18 protein-coding genes are annotated in these 19,899 nt (G+C 61.3%); 7 read left to right on the top strand and 11 right to left on the bottom strand.

Annotated features, from left to right (window positions below; genetic code table 11):
• Window positions 1-40 precede the first annotated feature (40 nt).
• Window positions 41-991, top strand: a complete 951-nt coding sequence (locus AC3LCN_RS01525) for a TerC/Alx family metal homeostasis membrane protein (protein ID WP_488648327.1) — start codon at window positions 41-43, stop codon at window positions 989-991.
• Between the two features lie 82 nt (window positions 992-1,073).
• Here the strand turns inward: AC3LCN_RS01525 and AC3LCN_RS01520 are convergent, their stop codons facing one another.
• Window positions 1,074-1,820: a hypothetical protein gene (locus tag AC3LCN_RS01520; protein WP_488648326.1), complete on the bottom strand. Its 747-nt coding sequence runs from the start codon at window positions 1,818-1,820 to the stop codon at window positions 1,074-1,076.
• Between the two features lie 109 nt (window positions 1,821-1,929).
• Between AC3LCN_RS01520 and AC3LCN_RS01515 the strand changes: the two genes are divergently transcribed.
• On the top strand, window positions 1,930-2,922 hold the full coding sequence (locus AC3LCN_RS01515; RefSeq protein WP_488648325.1) for a M15 family metallopeptidase: 993 nt from the start codon (window positions 1,930-1,932) through the stop codon (window positions 2,920-2,922).
• On the opposite strand, the gene AC3LCN_RS01510 is transcribed toward AC3LCN_RS01515, so the two are convergent.
• The 6 genes from AC3LCN_RS01510 to AC3LCN_RS01485 all read right to left on the bottom strand — a co-directional run bounded on the left by AC3LCN_RS01510 (window position 2,894) and on the right by AC3LCN_RS01485 (window position 9,020).
• Window positions 2,894-3,652 carry a YhfC family glutamic-type intramembrane protease gene (locus AC3LCN_RS01510; protein WP_488648324.1) on the bottom strand — a complete coding sequence of 253 codons (759 nt, stop codon included), beginning with the start codon at window positions 3,650-3,652 and terminating at the stop codon, window positions 2,894-2,896. The two genes, AC3LCN_RS01515 and AC3LCN_RS01510, sit on opposite strands and share 29 nt — an antisense overlap.
• Complete coding sequence (locus AC3LCN_RS01505) at window positions 3,649-4,326, bottom strand: SdpI family protein (RefSeq protein ID WP_488648323.1); 678 nt, start codon at window positions 4,324-4,326, stop codon at window positions 3,649-3,651. The genes AC3LCN_RS01510 and AC3LCN_RS01505 overlap by 4 nt, the downstream gene beginning before the upstream one ends.
• A 6-nt stretch (window positions 4,327-4,332) precedes the next feature.
• Complete coding sequence (locus AC3LCN_RS01500; RefSeq protein WP_488648322.1) at window positions 4,333-5,769, bottom strand: NAD(P)(+) transhydrogenase (Re/Si-specific) subunit beta; 1,437 nt, start codon at window positions 5,767-5,769, stop codon at window positions 4,333-4,335.
• Entirely contained in the window at window positions 5,766-6,059 is a 294-nt protein-coding gene (locus AC3LCN_RS01495; protein WP_488648400.1) for an NAD(P) transhydrogenase subunit alpha part 2, read from the bottom strand. Before AC3LCN_RS01495 ends, AC3LCN_RS01500 begins: the two co-directional genes overlap by 4 nt.
• Window positions 6,060-6,145: 86 nt before the next feature.
• A complete protein-coding gene (locus AC3LCN_RS01490; protein WP_488648321.1) occupies window positions 6,146-7,258 on the bottom strand; it encodes an NAD(P) transhydrogenase subunit alpha in 1,113 nt (370 codons plus the stop codon).
• Between the two features lie 25 nt (window positions 7,259-7,283).
• Window positions 7,284-9,020, bottom strand: a complete 1,737-nt coding sequence (locus AC3LCN_RS01485; RefSeq protein WP_488648320.1) for an NAD-dependent malic enzyme — start codon at window positions 9,018-9,020, stop codon at window positions 7,284-7,286.
• Between the two features lie 42 nt (window positions 9,021-9,062).
• Here AC3LCN_RS01485 and AC3LCN_RS01480 point away from each other — a divergent pair, with 42 nt between their 5' ends.
• The 3 genes from AC3LCN_RS01480 to AC3LCN_RS01470 are packed head-to-tail and all read left to right on the top strand — an operon-like array spanning window position 9,063 to window position 12,773.
• Entirely contained in the window at window positions 9,063-9,791 is a 729-nt protein-coding gene (locus AC3LCN_RS01480; protein WP_488648319.1) for a response regulator, read from the top strand.
• 26 nt (window positions 9,792-9,817) lie between these two features.
• Window positions 9,818-11,542 (top strand): ATP-binding protein, encoded by a 1,725-nt coding sequence (locus AC3LCN_RS01475; RefSeq protein WP_488648318.1) that lies wholly within the window; start codon window positions 9,818-9,820, stop codon window positions 11,540-11,542.
• Window positions 11,535-12,773 (top strand): S1C family serine protease, encoded by a 1,239-nt coding sequence (locus AC3LCN_RS01470; protein ID WP_488648317.1) that lies wholly within the window; start codon window positions 11,535-11,537, stop codon window positions 12,771-12,773. Before AC3LCN_RS01475 ends, AC3LCN_RS01470 begins: the two co-directional genes overlap by 8 nt.
• Before the next feature lie 18 nt (window positions 12,774-12,791).
• On the opposite strand, the gene folP is transcribed toward AC3LCN_RS01470, so the two are convergent.
• A complete protein-coding gene (gene folP / locus AC3LCN_RS01465; protein ID WP_488648316.1) occupies window positions 12,792-14,138 on the bottom strand; it encodes a dihydropteroate synthase in 1,347 nt (448 codons plus the stop codon).
• The gene (locus tag AC3LCN_RS01460) at window positions 14,135-15,619 is read right to left on the bottom strand and encodes a bifunctional folylpolyglutamate synthase/dihydrofolate synthase (RefSeq protein WP_488648315.1); all 1,485 of its coding nucleotides are present in this window, start codon (window positions 15,617-15,619) and stop codon (window positions 14,135-14,137) included. Before AC3LCN_RS01460 ends, folP begins: the two co-directional genes overlap by 4 nt.
• A 46-nt stretch (window positions 15,620-15,665) precedes the next feature.
• On the opposite strand from AC3LCN_RS01460, the gene AC3LCN_RS01455 reads away from it, so the two are divergent.
• Window positions 15,666-16,841, top strand: a complete 1,176-nt coding sequence (locus AC3LCN_RS01455) for a hypothetical protein (RefSeq protein ID WP_488648314.1) — start codon at window positions 15,666-15,668, stop codon at window positions 16,839-16,841.
• A complete protein-coding gene (locus AC3LCN_RS01450; RefSeq protein ID WP_488648313.1) occupies window positions 16,838-17,164 on the top strand; it encodes a hypothetical protein in 327 nt (108 codons plus the stop codon). The genes AC3LCN_RS01455 and AC3LCN_RS01450 overlap by 4 nt, the downstream gene beginning before the upstream one ends.
• 6 nt (window positions 17,165-17,170) lie before the next feature.
• On the opposite strand, the gene AC3LCN_RS01445 is transcribed toward AC3LCN_RS01450, so the two are convergent.
• The gene (locus AC3LCN_RS01445; RefSeq protein ID WP_488648312.1) at window positions 17,171-18,991 is read right to left on the bottom strand and encodes a protein kinase domain-containing protein; all 1,821 of its coding nucleotides are present in this window, start codon (window positions 18,989-18,991) and stop codon (window positions 17,171-17,173) included.
• Window positions 18,988-19,875, bottom strand: a complete 888-nt coding sequence (gene galU, locus AC3LCN_RS01440) for a UTP--glucose-1-phosphate uridylyltransferase GalU (protein WP_488648311.1) — start codon at window positions 19,873-19,875, stop codon at window positions 18,988-18,990. The genes AC3LCN_RS01445 and galU overlap by 4 nt, the downstream gene beginning before the upstream one ends.
• Between the last annotated feature and the right edge of the window lie 24 nt (window positions 19,876-19,899).

The raw sequence follows: 19,899 nt of genomic DNA, 5'->3' as shown, positions 1-19,899 counted from the left end.
GCTGCCACTGGTGACACACCCCACTAGCGACGGAGGAACTTTGGATCCAAGACTACTCACCGGCTTCCTCACCTTTGTTGGACTTGCCCTCTTTATTGACCTGGTTTGGCTACGCCGTAAGGGCTCGCACGTCGTGCCCGCCAGCGAGGCGCTGAGATTCACGGCGCTCTTTGTCGCGTCCGCCATCATCTTTGGCGCCTTGATCTGGTCCACGAAAGGCGCTGAGACCGGTCAGGCTTTCTTCACCGGATATCTCATCGAATACTCACTCTCAATTGACAACATCTTTGTCTTCACCATAATTTTTGCCGCACTAAAAACCCCAAAGCGACTACAACAGAAGGCACTCATTTTCGGCATCATCATGTCCCTCGTTATGCGCTTTGGCATGATCCTCGTCGGCTCCGCGCTTGTTGAGCGCTTCGAGGTAGTCCTATACGGATTCGGGGTCTTCCTACTCTTCACCGGGATCCAGATGATTCGTAGTGGTGGGCACAAGGTGGGCGATGGTGAACCTAGTGCAATTCGTTTTGTGCGGCGCTTTATGCACGTGAGCACCGACTATGATTCTGATCAGTTCCGTGTTCAACACGGTAGTAAGCTGAAATGGACGCCACTCTTCTTTGCCATTGTGGTCATCGGAATTATTGACCTAATTTTTGCAGTGGACTCAATTCCTGCAATCTTCGGCATCACGAAGGATCCATTTGTCGTTTTTACTGCTAACACTTTTGCACTCTTAGGCCTGCGCTCTCTCTACTTCCTGCTCGCCGATGCTAAAGATCGCTTTCACTACCTACAGCAGGGTCTCGGCCTTGTCTTGATCTTTATCGGCGCAAAGATGGCCGTGCCGATCGTGCACGCCATCATCCCTCAGGTTGATGTGCACATTCATCCGCTCTTGAGCCTAATTGCCGTAGTGGGAATTCTAGGCACGTCCGTCGTGCTTTCACACTTCCGGCCCGTCGCTTCCGCAAAAGGGAAGCGCTAAACCCAAGGCTCTATCGGCGGGTGCAACAACGCCGCTGGCAGGAGGGCCACCAACGGCGTCTTGCGAGTTCTTGGTGCGTTCGTTACCTAACGATGAGCACCACTTTGGCAGCGGCTGACTCTCGCCCAAGATCAACAGCTACGGTGCTACCCACCGTTAGGTCAGCGTTCGTTGCGGTCGCGATCTTGCTGATTAGCGTGTTGGCGCCGATCGTTACGGTGATCGATTTCGTTCCGCGAGGGGTGACTACCTCAAGGGTGAGCGTGCTGCCGTTCACGGCAGTGACCTTCGCTGGGTGGCCAAGGTGCAGGCGCACATCGGTACGGCCGCTCGTTAGTACAGCGATGCCTTTGGCGGTAACCGCTGCACTACCTGCGGGCCTTCCACTATCAACCAGCACATAGGAGCCGACCGTTACATCAGCGGCGGTTCCCGTTGTCTGTGTGAAGTACTGGCTCGCGCTGTCGAGAACGACCGTCTTAGAGGTTCCATCGGCGAGCGTGATCGAGAGCTCGGTTGGGCTCACGCTTGTAGCTGTTCCCACAAGGCCGACTCTGGCCTTTGGCTTACCCGAGTCATGCTGCCCGCTGTGATCGCGATGCATGGTCATGCGGGCTTCTGCGCCTGGGCCAGCGTGCCGGCCGTCGCTGCCGTTCGGCCCGCCGTGCGCAAGTGCCGTACCGGCTAGGGCACCAGCTGCCACGAGGGCTGCCGCGCCAACAATGGCTGGAAGGTTGTTACGGATGTTCGCGAAACGCGACGGCGAAACGACCTGTTTCGCCTTCGGGGTCGACCGCTCCGTTGGGGCGAGCTTTACGGTTCGTGCCATACATGGCTCCTTCCCATATCCCGAGGGCATTTGCCTCGTTCCCCCTCATGGTGAGCCTCGAGCATTAGCGCTCTCTTTGTTGGAGATGGGAATGCGCCAAACTATCCCCATGAACCGTGCTCACCACCCTCGGCACCTGATGCGCGCCGCGCCTCTTCTCGCACTAATTCTTGGGGTCTCAGCCCTCGGTGCCGCACTTCCAGGAGGCGGGGTTGTGGCGGCGGGAGTTACCTCACAAACGGTTGAGGTGCCTCCGATCACCGACTGCTCGGAGATCAACACGCGAAAGATCATCATCACGCGCACGTCGATCGGCATCCAAGGAGCGGTCACTACTAAGTATTGGCGCAAAAACGAGTGGGCGGTCGCCCTGCTTGACCCCATGTACCGCATCTCGTCGAGCTACAAACCAACTAGCGTCGTAGCCATCACCTGGCTCGGCGCCATCACCCCGAAGGGTGGATACCTGCTGAAACGTGAGGCTGCTGATGCACTCAGCGCCATGTTCGCCGAGGCAAAGGTGAGCAAGATCTCGCTAAAAATTCTCTCTGCGTATCGCTCGTATGTCGCGCAGGTGCAAGTCTTTGCGAAGTGGGTTGCTAAAGCTGGATTGCAGCAGGCGAGAAAGTACAGCGCCATCCCTGGGCACTCAGAACACCAGCTCGGCACGACCGTTGATCTCGGGAGTGTTACTGGGGTTTCGTGGAGTAATCCGAAATTCCCTACATCGGCAACCGCCCTCTGGCTTGAAGCGAATGCATATAGGTTTGGATTTGTGCGTTCGTACCCCGCGGGCTCGGCAAAGATCGCGCTGAGTTGCTACGGCGCTGAGGCGTGGCACTGGCGCTACGTTGGCACTAGCCTGGCCTACGAGATCGTTTGCAGTGCACAGGTTCCACGCATCTTCTTGTGGAATCGTCAAAACGACGGAGAGCGGGTAATTGGCCCCGTATGTGATTCGCTTACACCGCCAGAGGGATATGTGTTGCCGAGCCCAAGCCCTACCCCGCCAGCGAGTGAGACGCCGACCGAATCGCCTACAGCCTCACCGACTGAGTCGCCGACCCCATCGCCTATTGAATCGGTGCCGACTCCGCCATAGCTCCCTGGCCTCGCCGATAGACGAGTGCGGCGACGAGTAACGCTCCAAGGAGAACTGGCGTTGTTGCCATCGGGAAGAGCGTGCGCACCACGGCGACCGGCGTATGAATAGCAATTGGTAGAAGAAGCCCGCGACCAATTGATCGTGCGCCACCGCCACGAACCACAGCGCGGAGCACGATCGCCGTAAGGAGGGCGTGGAGCCCGAGCATCAGCGCACCCTGCACGATGAGTAGTGCAGCATTGAAGGGGCTCTGGCTGGCGAGGAAGATTGCAACCGCGCGCACCTTATCGGTGACTTCGGCGCTCAGCCCAACGAAGATGCTCCCATCTCTAATGCCGCCAAGAATGATCACCGCTGAGAGCGTTGGGATCAGTGAGCTTGTCAGCAGGTCGATGGCGCCATGTCCAAATCCGAAGGCGGTGCTTGGCCGTTTGTCGCGTACACGCCGAGCGGCGGTGGAGAGAATAAGTGCGCGGCTGACCTCTTGCAGGGGGGCGCTGGCAAATGCTGCGATGAGTGGGCCAAGCAAGAAGAGGGTCACGACCTGTGCAGTCTGGCTCAGCACGAACGAGACGCCGCCTAGTGCCCAGCCGTTCAATGAGCGCGCCCAGATCGAGGCCACGAGGGCACTGCCAACGATGAGAGCGCCAATGCCGACAAGGGCGAAGGTGAACGCTGTTGAAGCCGCGGCGAGCGCCTCGGTAGATGGGAGATCGACGCTGATCACGCGCGGCGCTTTGTGCGCGACGACCCCAGCCCACGACTCCAGACGCGATAGGCGACATAGACCGTGCCCACAACGCTCAGTGCTAAGCCAGCCAAGAGGGTGATGATTGCCGCTTCGCTGAGTGCAAGAAGTCCGAGGAGTGCCGTCACCGTGCCCACAAGGATCCAGATGCCGCCGATGAATCGATGTGACGCATCCCAGGCGGCTTCGCTTTCGATGGTCCAGGGGAGGCGCACGCCGATGGTGTAGTTCTGGCGGATGTTCGGCATGGCGTAGCCAAGGATGGCAATGAAGGCGCCAGCCGCGATTGGCACCGCGCGATCGAGTCGCGCCGCCTCGCCGAATCCTGAGTTGATGATTGCCGACTGCACGACAGCGACCAGCAGTGAGAGGGCCACTACCACAATGCCGAGAGCTTCACTGCTGCGGGCGATGTTGGCGCGCTTCGGGTCGTAGCGCACCGCGAGCCAGAGCAGCCCGCCGATCAACGCCGTGGTGATGGGCACGATCAGGAGCGCCTCCCGTCCAGCGAAGCCATCAGCGATGCCGTTGATGTTCCAGTGGATGGACAAGACGGCATCGGCGGGGAGTGTTTGGAAGGCGGTGAGGGTGAAGAAGGCGGTCGCTGCCAGTGCGACGGTGCTGACCACTCGTGCGTAGGGGTTCAGCTCCACGGGCGCCTAGAGCGCCTTCACTTCAGTGACAACCTGGGAGAGCACGCTCTTGGCATCGCCGAAGAGCATCGAGGTCTTGTCGAGGTAAAAGAGTTCGTTCTCGATGCCAGCGAAGCCGGTCGCCATGCCGCGCTTCACCACAATGACCTGCTCGGCATCCTGCACATTGAGGATCGGCATGCCGTAAATCGGCGAGCCTGGATCGCTCTTCGCGGCAGGGTTCGTAACGTCATTTGCGCCGAGCACCAAGGCAACGTCGCAGGCGTGGAACTCCTCGTTGATCTCTTCAAGGTCAAAGAGGTGGTCGTACGGCACGTTCGCCTCGGCGAGGAGCACGTTCATGTGCCCGGGCATGCGGCCCGCAACAGGGTGAATCGCAAAGCGCACACGACCACCGCGCTTCTCAATCAGCTCAGCGAGCTCGCGCACCGCGTGCTGCGCCTGCGCCACCGCCATGCCGTAGCCAGGAACAATGATGACGTTGCGTGCATAGCCGATGCGCATTGCCGCCTCTTCTGGGGTGACGCTGCGCGTCGTGAGGCCCTCGGCACTCTTTGCGGAGGCTGCCGCCTTCTCACCGCCAAACGCACCGAAGAGCACGTTCGCAAACGAACGGTTCATAGCCTTCGACATGAGGATCGACAGAATGAAGCCGCTTGCGCCGTCAAGGGCGCCGGCCACGATCAAGATGTTGTTGCCGATCGCAAAGCCGGTGGCGCTCGCCGCAAGGCCCGCATACGAGTTCAGGAGTGAGACAACGACGGGCATGTCGGCGCCGCCGATTGGCAGCACGAGGGTGACGCCGATGATGAGGGCGAGGGCCGTCATGACGGCGAACATGATGAGTCCCGCATCACCCGTGGCGCCGCCCGTGGCGCCGCCCGACTGGGTGAGAACGAGCGTCACGTAGAGGCCAACGGCGCCTAGAAAGACTGCGGCATTGATCAGCTTCTGTCCAGGGAAGGTGACCGGGCGACCGGTAATAAATCCCTGCAACTTGCCAAATGCCATGAAGGAGCCCGTGATGGTGAGCGCGCCGAAGAGCGTCTCGAATCCAAGAGCAATCATCTTGACCACACCGGGGCCGCCCGGAACGTCGCGGTAGTGCACGAACTCCGCGATGCCGACAAGCGTTACGGCAAGTGCGCCAAACATGTGGCTGACCGCAATGCGCTGTGGCATGGCGGTCATTGGCACGAGCAAACCCATCGGCAGCCCAATGGCGCTACCAACCACGAGCCCGATGATGATGAACTGATAGCTGACGATCTCGTGGTTCAGCAGCGTGCCGATGATGGCGAGCAGCATGCCGACCGCAGCAAGTTGCATGCCGCGACGCGCGGTGTCGGGCTTCGTGAGCCCGCGCAGTCCAAGGATGAACGCTGCGGAGGCGCCGATGTAGGCGATCTGCACGAAGAGGGCGCCGATCTGCTGGTCGATCACTTTGGCACCTCCGTCTTCTTGAACATCTTCAGCATGCGGTCGGTGATGACGAAGCCACCGACCACGTTGATCGTTGCGGCGGCGACCGCGACCATGCCCATGATGTTGATGAAGAGTGGTCGCTCAGCGCCAGCGATCACAATGCTGGCAACGAGACTGATCGCTGAGATCGCGTTCGTGGCTGCCATGAGCGGCGTGTGCAGCAGTGGTGGCACCTTGGTGATGATCTGGAAGCCGGTGAATGCGGCGAGCAGGAAGACGTAGACCTCTACGATCTGTGCGTCGACCAGCGTTGTTGACGCTGCTGCGGCCGGGGCTCCTCCAGATGCCACCGCAATGAACGCAGCGGCGGCGGCGAGTGCAGTGAACAGTGCGGTCATGATGCCTTCACCGGCACAGCGCCGTTATGCACCACGAGCATTGGCCCGGTGATTTCGTCGGCGGCGTTCACGGTGAGTGCGCCGTTCTCACCGCTCAGGTGCGTCAAGAGGGTGCGCACATTGGTAGAGAACATCTGGCTGGCATGAAGTGGGACTGACGCGGCGATGTTGGCGACGCCGATTAGCTGCACGCCATGGCGCACCACTGTTTCGCCCGCGACCGAACCCTCGACGTTGCCGCCCGATTCGGCGGCGAGATCGAGGACAACAGATCCTGGTCGCATGCTCGCAAGCATCGCATCGGTCACAAGAACGGGCGCCTTGCGCCCAGGGATCAGCGCGGTCGTTAGCACCAGGTCCTGGCTCTTGATGTGGTCGGCGATGATCGCGGCGTTCTGTGCCGCCTCATCTTCGGTCTGTGCACGGGCATAGCCGCCCGTCCCCTCGGCTTTTGCTGCAGGCTCTACGAACTGTGCGCCGAGGGAGCGCACCTGCTCACCTGCGGCGGATCGCACGTCGAAGGCGGTCACGACCGCACCGAGTCGGCGTGCGGTGGCAATGGCCTGGAGGCCGGCAACGCCGGCCCCGAGAACGAAGGCCTTGGCTGGGGCGATGCTCCCCGCCGCCGTCGTCAACATCGGCAGGAACTTGTCGAGTGCGTTCGCACCAACCAGCACCGCCTTGTACCCGGCAACGCCGCTCTGCGAGGAGAGCACGTCCATCGACTGGGCACGGCTACTGCGTGGCACCAGCTCAAGTGCGAGTGCGGTGAGGCCACGCTCCTTGAGCGCTGGGATGAGGTCGTCATTGGAGCCAGGGGTCAGGAGTGCGACAAGGGTGGAGCCCTTCGGCAGTAGTGCAGCCTCGGCGCTGCTCGGCTTGCGCACCTTCACGATGATCTCGGGGTTACCGCCACAAAGGGCGGCGGCGTCAGCGGCGAGCGTGGCTCCCGCCTTCTCGTAGGCGGCGTCAAGGAAGCCGGCCGCCTCGCCGGCGCCTCGCTGCACAGCGATCTGGTGGCCAGCCGCCACCAGCTTGGTGACGGCATCGGGAACGAGGGCAACGCGTCGCTCGCCTGAGGCTGTTTCGCGCAAGACGCCGATTCGCATGACTCCTCCTTTCGCTCTTTCTAGTTTAGGCGGGAACGTAGGTGCGGTAGTTCGGGCTCCACATTGCCCCGTCGACCAGATCTGCGGCACGCGCCCCGTCGGCCGCCGAGGCCCAGCCCGCCTTTGCGCCCGCCTCAATGACGGCGATGGCGATGGTTCGACTAATGGAGCGTAGGTCGGCCAGAGGCGGGTAGAGTGCGCCACCGGCGGGGGCGCTCTCTGCCGTCATTGCGGCGAGTCTCTTCGCAGCAACAGCGAAGGCCTCATCAGGGATCGACTTTAGTCTCCCAGCAATCGCTGCGAGTCCAACGCCGGGGAAAATGTAGACATTGTTCGCCTGGCTAATCGTTCGCAAGGTGCTGCCGACCATGACGGGATCAAATGGCGAGCCTGTTGCAACAACGGCGCGACCGTCACTCCAGGTGAGGATCTCGCTCGGCGTCGCCTCAGCGCAGGAGGTTGGATTTGAGAGCGGCCAGATCAGGGGCGCCACTGCGGACGCCGCCATTGCGCGAATCACAGACTCAGTGAAAGCACCAGCTTGGCCACTGGTTCCGATCAAGATCGTTGGCTTCACCTGTTGAATCACCTCAGCGAGATCGGCGCCCAACAAGTCAGGGACGCCGAGAGCCGAAACGGCGGCGGTTGAGAGTGCGAGCTCGCTCTTACCGTCACCCAGCTCAGCACGCCCTTCATGCACGACACCCTTTGAGTCAAGGGCAATGATCGCGGTATCAAGTACCACTCCTTGTAGTCCGGCGGCAGCCAGCGTGTGGCGCAAGAGTCGCGCGATGCCGAGTGTTGCAGCGCCAGCGCCGTAGAAGAGAATTCGTTGATCTTCAATCTTTCCCGTACCAGTTCCGCCACCCGCAACGATCGCCGCGATGATGCCGGCGAGCGCAACGGCGCCAGTTCCTTGGATATCATCATTGAACGATGCGACGGTGTTGCGATAGCGTTCAAGGATGCGAATTGCATTCTGCTGCTTGAAGTCTTCCCACTGAATGACACAGCCAGGGAACGCCGCCTGGACACCGTGCACAAAGCTCTCCACAAATGCGTCGTACTCGGCACCACGCAGTCGAGGAGTTCGACGTCCGAGATAATTTGGGTCAGCGATCAGTTCGCTGTTATCGGTGCCAACGTCAAGCGAGACTGGCAGCGCCCAGGTTGGTTGAATCCCAGCGGCGGCGGAGTAGAGCGAGAGTTTTCCAATGGGAATCCCCATGCCGCCAACGCCAAGATCGCCGAGGCCAAGGATGCGCTCGTTGTCGGTGACAACGATCAGGCGAATCTCTGCACCACCAGATGCATTGCGTAGCAGTTCAGGAATTCTCGACGCATCCTCGGGCGTAATCCATGCGCCGCGTGCACGACGCCAGATTTGACTCCAGCGTTTGCACGCCTCGCCGACGGTTGGCGTGTAGACGATCGGCAGGAACTCTTCGACGTTCTCAACAAGCAGACGATAGAAGAGGGTCTCGTTGCGGTCTTGGAGTGCGGCAAGGCCGATGTAGCGCTCGAGCGGGTCCTGCTTGCGGCGGATCTTGACCAGCTCCACGGCAACCTGCTCCTCAAGGGTCAGGATCGACGCGGGTAGGAGCCCGTCAAGGCCGAGGAGGCGGCGCTCCTCGCGGCTGAAGGCGGTGTCTTTATTCAGGGTGGGCCGGCTCAGAAGGGCCTTGCCGCGCTCCTTGACCGCGAGGGTGGCAGCAGGCGTCAGGTTGCCGTTCATCACCTGGGGGGCGTTGGGCGTGCTCATGTGAGGCGAAGGATAGCCTCGTCAGGGGTGTAGCATCGGCGCATGGCAGCCACGATCCTTGTTGTTGAAGACGATCCAGCCGTTGCGCTCGCCCTTGAGGTGGCGCTGAAGGGCGAGGGCTACCTGCCGCTCATGGCCGCAACCGGCGACAAAGGCCTTGAGATCGGCATGAAGCAGGCCCCCGACCTACTCATCCTCGACGTACGCCTCCCTGGGATCGACGGCTTCGAGCTCCTGCGGCGGCTGCGTGCTGGGGGCTCCAAGGCCCCCGTCATCATCCTGACCGCCCGCGACGAGGAGGTCGACACCATCCTTGGCCTTGAACTTGGCGCCGACGACTACATGACGAAACCTTTCCGCGTTCGCGAGTTGCTCACCCGGGTCAAGTCGCAGCTGCGACGCGCCTATGGCGACCTTGCCGATGCGATGGGCGGGCGTGTCATTCGAGCTGAAGATCTGGTGATTGACCTCGAGCGTCGCAAGGTCACGCGTGGTGGCGCGCGCATCACCCTCACTCCAACGGAGTTTGAAATTCTGCGCATCCTTGCCGAGAAGCCGGGGCGCGTCTTTGGCCGTCGTGATCTTCTTGAGCGTGTGCGCGATTACGACGCCGCGATTGCCGGTGACGAGAAGACGATCAACGTGCACGTCAGCCACCTGCGCGACAAGGTTGAACCGAATCCTGCCAAACCACGCTTCGTGCTGACCGTTCGTGGGGTGGGCTACAGCTTCTCTGACCGCAGTGATCGTGGTGAACGGAGCGGCGCCTGAGCCCGCTTCCCGACTCCTTTTACGGCGTGCCACCCCGTGGGCTACGTGCTCGCCTAACCATTGCCTTCCTCGGCATTGTTGCGATCTCCCTCGCGCTCTCTGCCTTCCTTGTTGTTGACCGCGTTTCAAAAGAGTTTGAAACGCAAGAGCGTGCGGCACAGGCGGCCCGAACATCGGCCGTGTCAAGTGCCGTCCGCAGTCTCGCCCAAAGCGTTGCTGGAACAAAGAACATCATTGATAGCAAGGGGCGCCTCAACACTAAAGTTCGCGAACGATTTCTGTTGCAAGATCCAGAGTTGCAACAGCTCGCGCTGGGAATTGCTAGATCCGACGTGCGCGTACGATTTGGCACATGGAATCCTGATAAAGAATTTTTCTCTCCCGCTGCTGAATCAGAGTTCCTGATTAGCTCAGACGGAGCGGTGCTTGAGCCAGGTGAGGCGCGTGACTCAATTCAGCTTGAGCCAAGCGTGGTGATTATTGGCGGTGCGCCTGTGTCCATTGGCATTGAGGTCACGCTGATCTCACCACTGACAACCCGCGCGTGGCGCCTCGCGGGCATCACCGGCACGATTGCCTTTGTCGGAATTCTCGCGATGATTGTTGCCATCATCATTTCGACAATTGCTGCGGCAAGATTTGCAAAGCCAGTACAGCTCCTATCTGAAACTGCGACAGCGATTAGTGATGGTGATCTCTCTGCACGCGTCCCTACTGGCCTTGAGGTAGCGGCAAACGACGAGATGGTGGCGTTGCTTGATCAGTTCAACCTCATGGCTGATCGACTGCAGGGATCAATGCAGGCCCTACGCCGTGAACGAGATCGCGGACAGGAGCATCTTGCCGATGTGTCGCACGAGCTCCGCACACCTCTTGCCGCCTTGCGCGCGTTTATTGATTTACTGCAAGAGCCATCAACCGATGAGGCAACGAGAAAGAAACTCTTCGTTGAGGCCGGTAGGCAGCTTGAGCGGATGGATTCACTTACCTCCAACATCCTTGAGCTTTCGCGGTTTGATGCGGGGATCGCACGACCAGTCTTTGTTGTTGCTGACATGCGAGCTAGTGTGCAGCTGGCCGTCGAGCAGGCGGCGGCAGGAGCACGTCGAGCCGGTGTTGCGGTCGATGAGCGGATGCCGACGCGTAAGGTTCTCGTGCGACATGACGCTGCGCTCGTTGGGCAGGCTGTTGCAAACCTCGTCGCTAATGCGCTGAAGTTCACCACGCGGGGTGGCAGCGTACTTGTCTCAGTACAACTCCTCTCAACCGGGGCCGCGACGGTGACCGTCCGCGATACGGGGGTCGGCATCTCATCGGACGAGTTGCCGCGCATCTTCGATCGCTTCTACCGCGGTACCGAGGGTCTGGCGGCAGCGAGCCGGGCCGCCCGAGCCACGGGCTCTGGCCTCGGTCTGGCGATCGTGAAGTCGATTGTGGACATGCACGCTGGGCGCATCGTGGTCGAAAGTCTCCCTGGCGAGGGGACGAGCTTCGCCCTCACCTTCCCTGTTGACCCCGAGGCGATTGAGGAGGAGGTGCCCGAAGCCCCCCCAGCGGAGGCGGGACCAGCCACGCTCGTGAGCTTCGGTCGGCGTGCTGCAGCCCTCCTGGGTGAGGTTGCGAAAACTTCACTCCGTCTTCGCAGTGTTCTACGTGCCGATCCCCCATCCTCTACGTTGAGTGAGACGCCCGCCTCATTGAGCGTGGCACCTGAGAGCAGCGAAGTTCCAAAGGAGTCCCTACGTGATTGAGAAAGCAAAGCGCACCCCTGCCACCCCAAAGAGGGCGGTGAAGGCTCCAGTGAAGCGGCGCTCACCACTTCGATTTGAGCCAGAGCCAGCCATGGGACCAGCCGCGTGGATCACGCGAGAGAGTGGCCCCCTACAGGCGGCACGCAATTCGCTGCGCGCCGGAGCCGGATCGCTTAGCCGTGGCGCGATCGTCGGAATGCTTGCCCTCTCACTCCTCTTCGGCGCGGGTGGTGGCGCAGCTGCGACGATTCTTCTTCTCGGTGGACTCTCTGGTGGTGACATCACCACGCAGATTCGACAAACACTCGTCTCTGAGCAGTCGGCAATCGTTGCCGTTGCAGAGCGTGTATCTCCAGCTGTCGTGACACTTGAGGTCACAACCGCAGCTGGTCAAGCAATCGGCTCTGGTGTGATCTATTCGGCTGATGGCTGGATCGTGACAAATAAGCACGTCGTCGTCGACGAAACCTCTATCGTTGTTCATCTAAAAGATGGCCGAGACTTTACTGGCACGGTCTACGGCATTGACACTCTTACCGATCTGGCCGTCGTAAAAATTGACGCTTCCGGTCTACCTACAGCTACGCTCGGTCGCTCTGGTGGCATTAAGGTCGGGCAGACTGCCATCGCAATCGGCTCACCACTCGGTGTCTACACCAACTCTGTCACGGCTGGCATTGTCTCGGCCCTTGGTCGTGACATCACGACGGAGAGTGGCTCGATCCATGGGCTAATTCAAACTGATGCCGCAATTAACCCAGGAAACTCTGGCGGTGCGTTGGTTGACTCAAGTGGTGCGGTGATAGGCGTTAATACCGCGATCTCAACAACGGGATCTGGAATTGGATTCGCGATTCCAATTGATATCGCTCGACCGATCCTTGAGCAGGCCCTGGCGGGCGTTCCGCTTTCGCGACCTTGGATAGGCGTGCGCTACACAGCGCTTGATCTGCGGATTTCCACCGAGAACAAGCTCTCCGTCAGCACTGGTGCATGGATTACTGGCGATGGAACCACATCACCGGTTATTGCCGGTAGCCCAGCTGACGTCGCAGGACTCAAGAGCGGCGACATCATCACCGCTGTCAATGACGCGTTAATTGACGAGGCACATCCACTGCAGGACCTATTGGTGCAGTACTCGCCCGGTACGTCAATCACGTTGACGGTGCTTCGTGAAGGCTCATCCATCACAATTACGCTGGAGCTGGGGATCCGCCCAATAGAGTAGATCGACTATTCGGTGGCCTTACGGCTTCCGTATAACCTCAACACCGGCCCAGTCAATCGGCGCCGCAACAGTAGCCTCGGGCTTGCGTACGCGTACGCGCACTTCGTGCACGGTCGCCCCGCTCAATGCAACAATCTCCATTGCGGCGTCCGCGATTCGCTCGGCAATTGTCTCAATAAGATCGGCGTGTCTGCCTATGCCGACGCGCTCAACCGCGACGCGCACGAGTTCGCTGTAATCGACTGAGGCGGCAAGGGTGTCGCCTCGACCAGCGGGAGCAAGATCGGCGTCAACCTCAACGTCCACGAAGAACGGCTGCGGCTTCTGATGCTCTTCTGGGTAGACGCCATGCGCCGCGTCAAACCGCACATTGCGCACAGTGATGCGGTCACGCTGGCTTGGGCGCGGAGCACGATCGGCACGGTTCGGATTTGGTCCGATGGCCTCGTCAGGCTGGTCGCCGCTCGCTCGGAGCGTGGCGTCGATGATGCGGGCCGCGTCGCGGTTCTCTTGTACGTCATGCACGCGCACGATGTCGACCCCAGCAATCGCGCCGAGCGCGGTCGTGGCCACGGTGGCAGCAAGGCGGTCGGCTGGAGCCCCGTCAATAACGCGCCCGAGCGTGGACTTGCGGCTGGTGCCAAGGAGCACGGGGTGGCCCAAATCACGCAGGGCGCCAAGAAGGCGCAGGCTCACGAGGTTTTGGGCGGGACCCTTCCCAAAGCCGAATCCGGGGTCAAGGATCAGCCGCTCGGGCGGAATGCCCAGGGCGCGGCCGCGTGCCGCAACTGCCGCCATCTCATCCAGGAACTCCTCGGTGAAGTTAGCGGCCCGCTCGCCAGTGGCGATCTCTTTGCGGTTATGCATGACAACGATCGGCACGCCGCGATCTGCAGCAAGTTGGAGCATCTCATCGCTGGCACGGGTCCCCCAGATGTCGTTCAGCATGTGCGCCCCTGCATCGAGTGCAGCGGCCGCCACCTCGACCTTCTGGGTGTCAGCGCTGAGTGCCAGCGTTGGGAGCATGCGCCGGAGTCGCTCAATAGCGGGAATCAACCGGGAGATCTCGTCAGCCGCCGAGATTTCGGTGTGCCCTGGTCGTGTCGACTCAGCACCAAGGTCGAGCAGATCTGCTCCATCGCGGACGGCGTTGCGTGCGAGCAACTCCACGCGATCTAGAAGATCGCCCATAGAATCGCTTGGAGCCAGGAGACCATCGCCTGAGAAGCTGTCGGGGGTGAGGTTTGCCACAGCCATCACGTAGGTACGGCTCCCCCAGACAACGCGCAGTGGGCCAATCGTCGTAGCTGGACTTAGCGCGTACGAGTGGCTGATCACCTCGCGGTTCGTCGGACGCTCGCTCATGTGGCTGATCCTGCCACGTCATCACGGCTTCCGTCATCTGGGAGCACACCTCGGCGCATGAGTTCACCACGAATCGCACCAACGAGGTAGAGCGACCCTGCCACAATGATTGGCCCTTGATGCGCTGCCGCGGCAAGAAGTGCGGCGTTCGGGCTTGCAGCGATATGCACCTGGGCGCCAAGTTTGGCTCCGCGCACTGCAGCCGCAAGTTGCTCTGGTGCGAGAGATCGGACGTCACCGACGGTCGTACAGATCACCTGGGCGGCCCGCAGCGTTGGTGACGTTGCCAGAGCAGCGCTCAGCTCGGCAACCGACTTGTCGGCCATCACGGCAAGGATCAATACGGGTGGCACGCTTCGTGCGCCAGTAGCGCTGAGAAGGTGTGGCGCGAGGTCAGCGAGTGAGGTGGCTAGTGCGGCGGCACCATCTTCATTATGTGCACCGTCAAGGAGCAGGTCGCGTTCGTCGCCACCACCAAGTGCCTTCGCGATCAGCTCCATGCGACCTGGCCAACGCGCCGCCGAGAATCCAGCACGCATCTCCTCGTCGCTGACAGAGGCGATGCCAGCATCACGGAGTGCGTCGAGAGTCGCAGCCGCTACTGCAGCATTTGCTCCTTGATGCCGACCGAGTAAACCAACGTGTACGGCACCACGCCCGTCGAGTTCTACCTCAATGCCGTCGCGTCCGAGTGAACGAGTGGCTCCAGCACGAGCAATCGTGAAGGGTGCACCGACGCGCTGGGCACGATGGCGGATCACATCGAGCGCGCCGCCACGTTCGCTCGCGCCAATCACGGCACGGTCCCCGCGAACGATGATCGCCGCCTTCTCTTTGGCGATCGCCTCAATGGTGTCGCCAAGGTATTGCTGATGGTCTAAGCCAACATTCGTCACCACGGCAACACCGCCATCCCAGGCGTGCGTTGCATCGAGCCTGCCACCGAGCCCAACCTCAACGATTGCTGTCCTGATCTCTTGCTGGCGCAGTGCTTCGAAGATTGCACCGACGAGAATCTCAAACTCGGTCGCTGGCCCCACGCGCTCCTCAATCTGATCAGCAGCGTCAAGGGCGCGCGCAACCGCCTGCGCGAACGGGAGTGGGGCGAGCGGCTGCCCATCGATCTGCACCCGCTCGCGGTAGCTGACCAGATGCGGCTTCGGCGTGGTGGCGTGGCGAATCCCCGCTGCGCGGAGGGCCGCCGAGATGAGGGCAACGACACTCCCCTTGCCGTTGGTTCCGGCCACGAGCGCACCGCGAACTCCTGTCTCTGGTGAGCCGAGAGCACGAAGGAGGGCGTTCGACCGCCCCAACCCCATGCGAATGCCGAAGCGTCCACGCGACTCGAGCGCCACCAGCGCCGCTCGCCATGCGTCGGGTCCGCGTCCCTCTCCTACGGCGAGAACGATCTCGGCGCGGGCGCGCGCCACGCGATCGCGCATCTCGAGGATCAGCTGCGGGTCACTCGGCAGATCGGGCATCGTTGGAGCGTAGCGGTCTCGGCGTGCTGCGTGCGAGAATCGTCCTATGGGATTCTTCCGTCGAACGAGTGCGAAGCCACCGCGGCGCGGCCTCCCTGGCCGCTCTGCGGGGTACACGCCCCCGTATCGCGTTGACTCAACCTCTCAGCGATCCCAATCCGCATCCCGCGGCATCGGCGGGACGATTGCGACTGCCCTCTCCACGTTTGTCACCCTCTTTGTCATTGCTGGCGCGATCGCCCTCGCCGTCGTAATGATTCCGATCATCACCTCAATTGGTGGCAGCGGCTCACCTACGCCGCCGCCCGCCTCAGTTGAACCGGGGCGGCCGACGCTCAGCGAGCCGAGTGACCCAATCACCGCCGCCGCAACCATCACCGTCAGCGGCACACTGCCGCAGGATCTCCTCGATAAGAGTGATGCAATTATTCGCATCATCATCACGCGCGATGATGGATCGGTTATCACCGGCGGTGAGATCAACATGCCGAAGACGGCGGGCTTTGATGTGGCACAGGTCCCTCTCTCAACTGGCACCAACGTAATTGAAGCGGTCGTCGTGGTGAACGGCGTTGAGGGTACGCGCTCCGCCCCAATCACGGTCGTGCGCGATACAAGTGCCCCGTCGCTGACCATTACAGCGCCAACTCCAGGAGAAATCATGAACGGCGACGCTGTCACCGTGACCGGGAAGACTGATAAGGATATTGATGTGCAGGTTCGTAACGAGACAGCGGGAACGATTGAGAGCGGAAGATCAACAACGAAGGGGGCGTTCTCTATTGGCATCACGCTGCGTGATGGCACAAATGTGCTAACGATCACGGCGACAGATGGAGCAGGAAACCAGACATCAAAGAGCGTTGAGATCTCTACGAGCGCATCGGTCGGACAAATCTCGATCATCCTGAATCCAGGAACGATTATCTTGAGCACTCGACGAGATTTCCGAATCACTGCGACAGCCACCGACTCAAGCGGCGCTTCTGCTGCAAACGTTCGGGTGTGTATGTACGTCACGCCCTACGGTGGGCAACCAGACCCAATCGCGCCTGGCCTTTGCACAACATCAGACGTAAATGGTCGTGCCTCTTGGAACTATGCATTCCCAGAAAATTTCAACACGGAGGGACGTGGCCTCGTCACCGTGACGTACGAGCTCAGTGTTGGTGACCCGATCTCTGGCACGCAAAGCTTCCACGTCTATCTAGTAAAGCCGTGAGCGCTGCGCCAGCCCTCACGTGGCGCTGCCCATCGTGTGGCGCCATCCAACAAGAGTCTGGTCAGTGTTGGGTGTGCAAAACTCCTACCGCTTCGTGTGGCACCTGCCGCCACATGCGCCGCTCGGTTATTGGGAAAATCTCGTATTGCGGCATCGACAAGAAGCGTCGTCTCGTTGCTGAGAGCGACGTAAAGGAGTGCTGGACAGCGCCAGTGCCGCTGCAGGCCGCCGCGCAGCACGAGCGCGGTGTGGATGGAACGCTCCCTGAACGTCCTCGGCTCACCTGGGCGAGCGGTGGACTCTGGGAGGGGCTAGAGGCCTAAGCCTCGCTACGGACAGCCGACGATCGGCGTCCCTGCTGGCACACTCGTCACGATCATAATTACGCTCCCAGGTGCTACGAATACCCCTGCGAGTGGTGAGAAGGTGTTGATCCGGTCTGTTGGATCAAGCAGCGCTGATGGCGAGTCCAACGAGAGGCCCACTAGCGACAAGAGCGTTGCCGCGTCGGCAATGCTTGAGCAGTGCAAGTCTGGCACCTGCGGCCAGTCAGCTCCGCTCGGGCTCGTCGAAGGGCTTGGGGATGGCTCGACACCCAGTGAGATCACGATGTCGATCGCCGTGCCACTCGACACCTGCACGCCAGGGCGTGGGTTCTGTTGCACCACTTCACCTGCGGGAACGATGTCAGAGTATTGGGTGAAAGTCCCACCTCGAACAAGCTTCGCCGTAGCCAGTGCAGCGATCCCATCCGCCTCGCTCATTCCCCGAATGTCAGGGACCACCACGAACCCGCTCCCGGCCACAACGCGTACCTCGATGACGGTGTTGAGTGGCACCAGCGTCTCGCTCCCAGGCGACTGCGACAGGATCGTGTCGACCGGCTGGTCAGTCGATGTCACCCGCTCAACCACCTGTACGCGCAGGCCAAGACCCTCAGCGATGGGGATCGCCTCGGCCAGCGTCAGTGTGGAGAGGCTCGGCACCTTCACATTGTTATCTGGACCGGTCCCAGCCGAGAAGAGCCGAAGCGCCAAGATCACACCGCCGACAAGCAGGAGCGCGGTCAGGGCGACCCCGCCGATCGCCAGGAACATGGTGCGCAGCGACATCGTGTCGCCCGCTTCAGAGGGGTCGTCGCCGCCGACGTCGTTCGGATCTGGAAGCATCTCGGGCTCGCCCGGCCCAGCCTCCGCTGCAACCCGAGCCACACGCGTTCCCGCAAGGGCGCGCGGTGCACCAGCGGCTGGTCCTACCGGTCGCGATGGGATGGCGGTGCGATTCGCCTGCACAACATACGTCTCAAGCGCATCGGCGGCCGCCGTTGCATTCATGTACCGTTCGTTCGGCTTCGGCGCAAGCAGGCGCATGGTAATCAGGTCGAGCTCCTGTGAGATATCGGGTCGCAGCTCGCGAGGCGATGGGGCGGGCGACTGGCCACGTCGCTCCTTCAACGCTGCACCACTCAAGCTGTCGAACGGTCGATGTCCGGTCAATAGCTCAAACAACACAACGCCGAGGCCAAAGAGGTCTGACGCCGCAGATTGCGAACTGCCGGCCAGCACTTCTGGCGCAAGGTAGCCAACCGAACCTTCCGGTCGCTGACCGCTGCGCGCAGCAGCTTCGCTTCCGTCAACCTCATGCATCGCCTGAGCGATGCCAAAGTCGGTGATCTGCGCGCGACCTTCGCGGTTAATGAGGATGTTGCGTGAAGAGACGTCGCGGTGAATGATGCCGCGCACATGTGCGGCGGCGAGTCCACGCGCAACCTGTGCAGCAATCGCTGCAGCGCGACGTGGCACAAGTGGGCCGACACGGCGCAACATTGAGGCGAGATCCTCGCCGTCAACAAACTCCATGACGATCGCTGGAGATTCACCCTCTGGCGCAACGTCAAATACGGCAGCGACGTTTGGGTGCGCAACAATTGCCGCGGCGCGACCCTCGGCACGGAATCGATCAGCGGCGTCACGAGATGTCGCTAGTGGTGCGCGGAGCACCTTGACGGCCACGTCGCGGCCAAGCGCCTCATCGGTGGCGCGAAAGACAAGTGCGGCTGCCCCTTCGCCAATTAGCTCCTGCAGCCGATAGCGCCTGGCGACGATGTCGCCCGGCTTGAGTGTTCGCTCGTCAGGCGCTGATGGCGTCATGTGAGGCGCTCGTTTTCGGCGGCAACCGCCCCACGAACGACCGGTCCATATACCGGGTGATCGAGCGCAACATGAATGTTCGCGCGTAGCCAACCCTCTGGCGAGCCAACGTCGTAGCGCGTCCCAGAGAAGTGGCGCGCGACGACTGGCTGCTCCTGCGCCAGGGTATGGATCGCATCGGTTAGTTGAATCTCACCGTTCAGGCCGTGTGGCGTCTGTTCAAGGCGCTCGAAGATCTTCGGGCTAAGGATGTAGCGACCAACAACGGCAAGGTCCGAAGGTGCATGCGCTGCGTCAGGCTTCTCGACGACGCCGCGAAGTGGAATGGTTCGCCCCTGATCACTGGTTGGCAGTGTGGTGTCTGGGTCAACGATGCCGTAGCGATGTGTCTCCGAAGGTGCGACGCGCATCACGCCGAGCACCGATGCCTGCGTGGCGACATACGCGCCCATGAGTTCGGCGAGTGCAGGGGTCGTGCCGAAGATCAGGTCATCGGGAAGCATCACCGCAAACGGCTCGTGACCTACGGCGTCTTGCGCCATCAGCACGGCGTGGCCGAGTCCGAGCTGCTCTTTCTGACGGATCGTCACAAGGTGGACCATGTCAGCAACCGCTCGCACGGCGCGAAGGTGCTCGATGTCACCGCGCTGCTCAAGGATCGCCTCAAGGTCGGTTGAGATGTCGAAGTGATCCTCGATCGCGCGCTTATGCTCGCTCGTGACGAGGATGACCCGCTCAATGCCTGAGGCAACCGCCTCTTCAATGGCGTATTGAATGGCGGGGCGGTCGACGATCGGCAGCAACTCCTTCGGAACAGCCTTCGTCGCGGGAAGGAATCGGGTGCCCCATCCGGCAACTGGGAGAACTGCGGTGCGGATCTTCATAGAGGCCTCCGTGCGGTGCTGAGG

This window comes from Candidatus Limnocylindrus sp., from assembly GCF_040397215.1.
Classification (GTDB): domain Bacteria; phylum Chloroflexota; class Limnocylindria; order Limnocylindrales; family Limnocylindraceae; genus Limnocylindrus.
The sequence above is the reverse complement of the archived record's forward strand: the minus strand, read 5'-3'. Positions and strand labels throughout refer to the sequence as shown.

What these genes read in the sequence shown, in the direction of transcription:
- AC3LCN_RS01520 (WP_488648326.1), bottom strand. Translation starts at nt 1,820, where the DNA reads ATGGCACGAACCGTAAAGCTCGCCCCAACGGAGCGGTCGACCCCGAAG.
- AC3LCN_RS01515 (WP_488648325.1), top strand. Translation starts at nt 1,930, where the DNA reads ATGAACCGTGCTCACCACCCTCGGCACCTGATGCGCGCCGCGCCTCTT.
- AC3LCN_RS01490 (WP_488648321.1), bottom strand. Translation starts at nt 7,258, where the DNA reads ATGCGAATCGGCGTCTTGCGCGAAACAGCCTCAGGCGAGCGACGCGTT.
- AC3LCN_RS01485 (WP_488648320.1), bottom strand. Translation starts at nt 9,020, where the DNA reads ATGAGCACGCCCAACGCCCCCCAGGTGATGAACGGCAACCTGACGCCT.
- AC3LCN_RS01480 (WP_488648319.1), top strand. Translation starts at nt 9,063, where the DNA reads ATGGCAGCCACGATCCTTGTTGTTGAAGACGATCCAGCCGTTGCGCTC.
- folP (WP_488648316.1), bottom strand. Translation starts at nt 14,138, where the DNA reads ATGAGCGAGCGTCCGACGAACCGCGAGGTGATCAGCCACTCGTACGCG.
- AC3LCN_RS01460 (WP_488648315.1), bottom strand. Translation starts at nt 15,619, where the DNA reads ATGCCCGATCTGCCGAGTGACCCGCAGCTGATCCTCGAGATGCGCGAT.
- AC3LCN_RS01455 (WP_488648314.1), top strand. Translation starts at nt 15,666, where the DNA reads ATGGGATTCTTCCGTCGAACGAGTGCGAAGCCACCGCGGCGCGGCCTC.
- AC3LCN_RS01445 (WP_488648312.1), bottom strand. Translation starts at nt 18,991, where the DNA reads ATGACGCCATCAGCGCCTGACGAGCGAACACTCAAGCCGGGCGACATC.
- galU (WP_488648311.1), bottom strand. Translation starts at nt 19,875, where the DNA reads ATGAAGATCCGCACCGCAGTTCTCCCAGTTGCCGGATGGGGCACCCGA.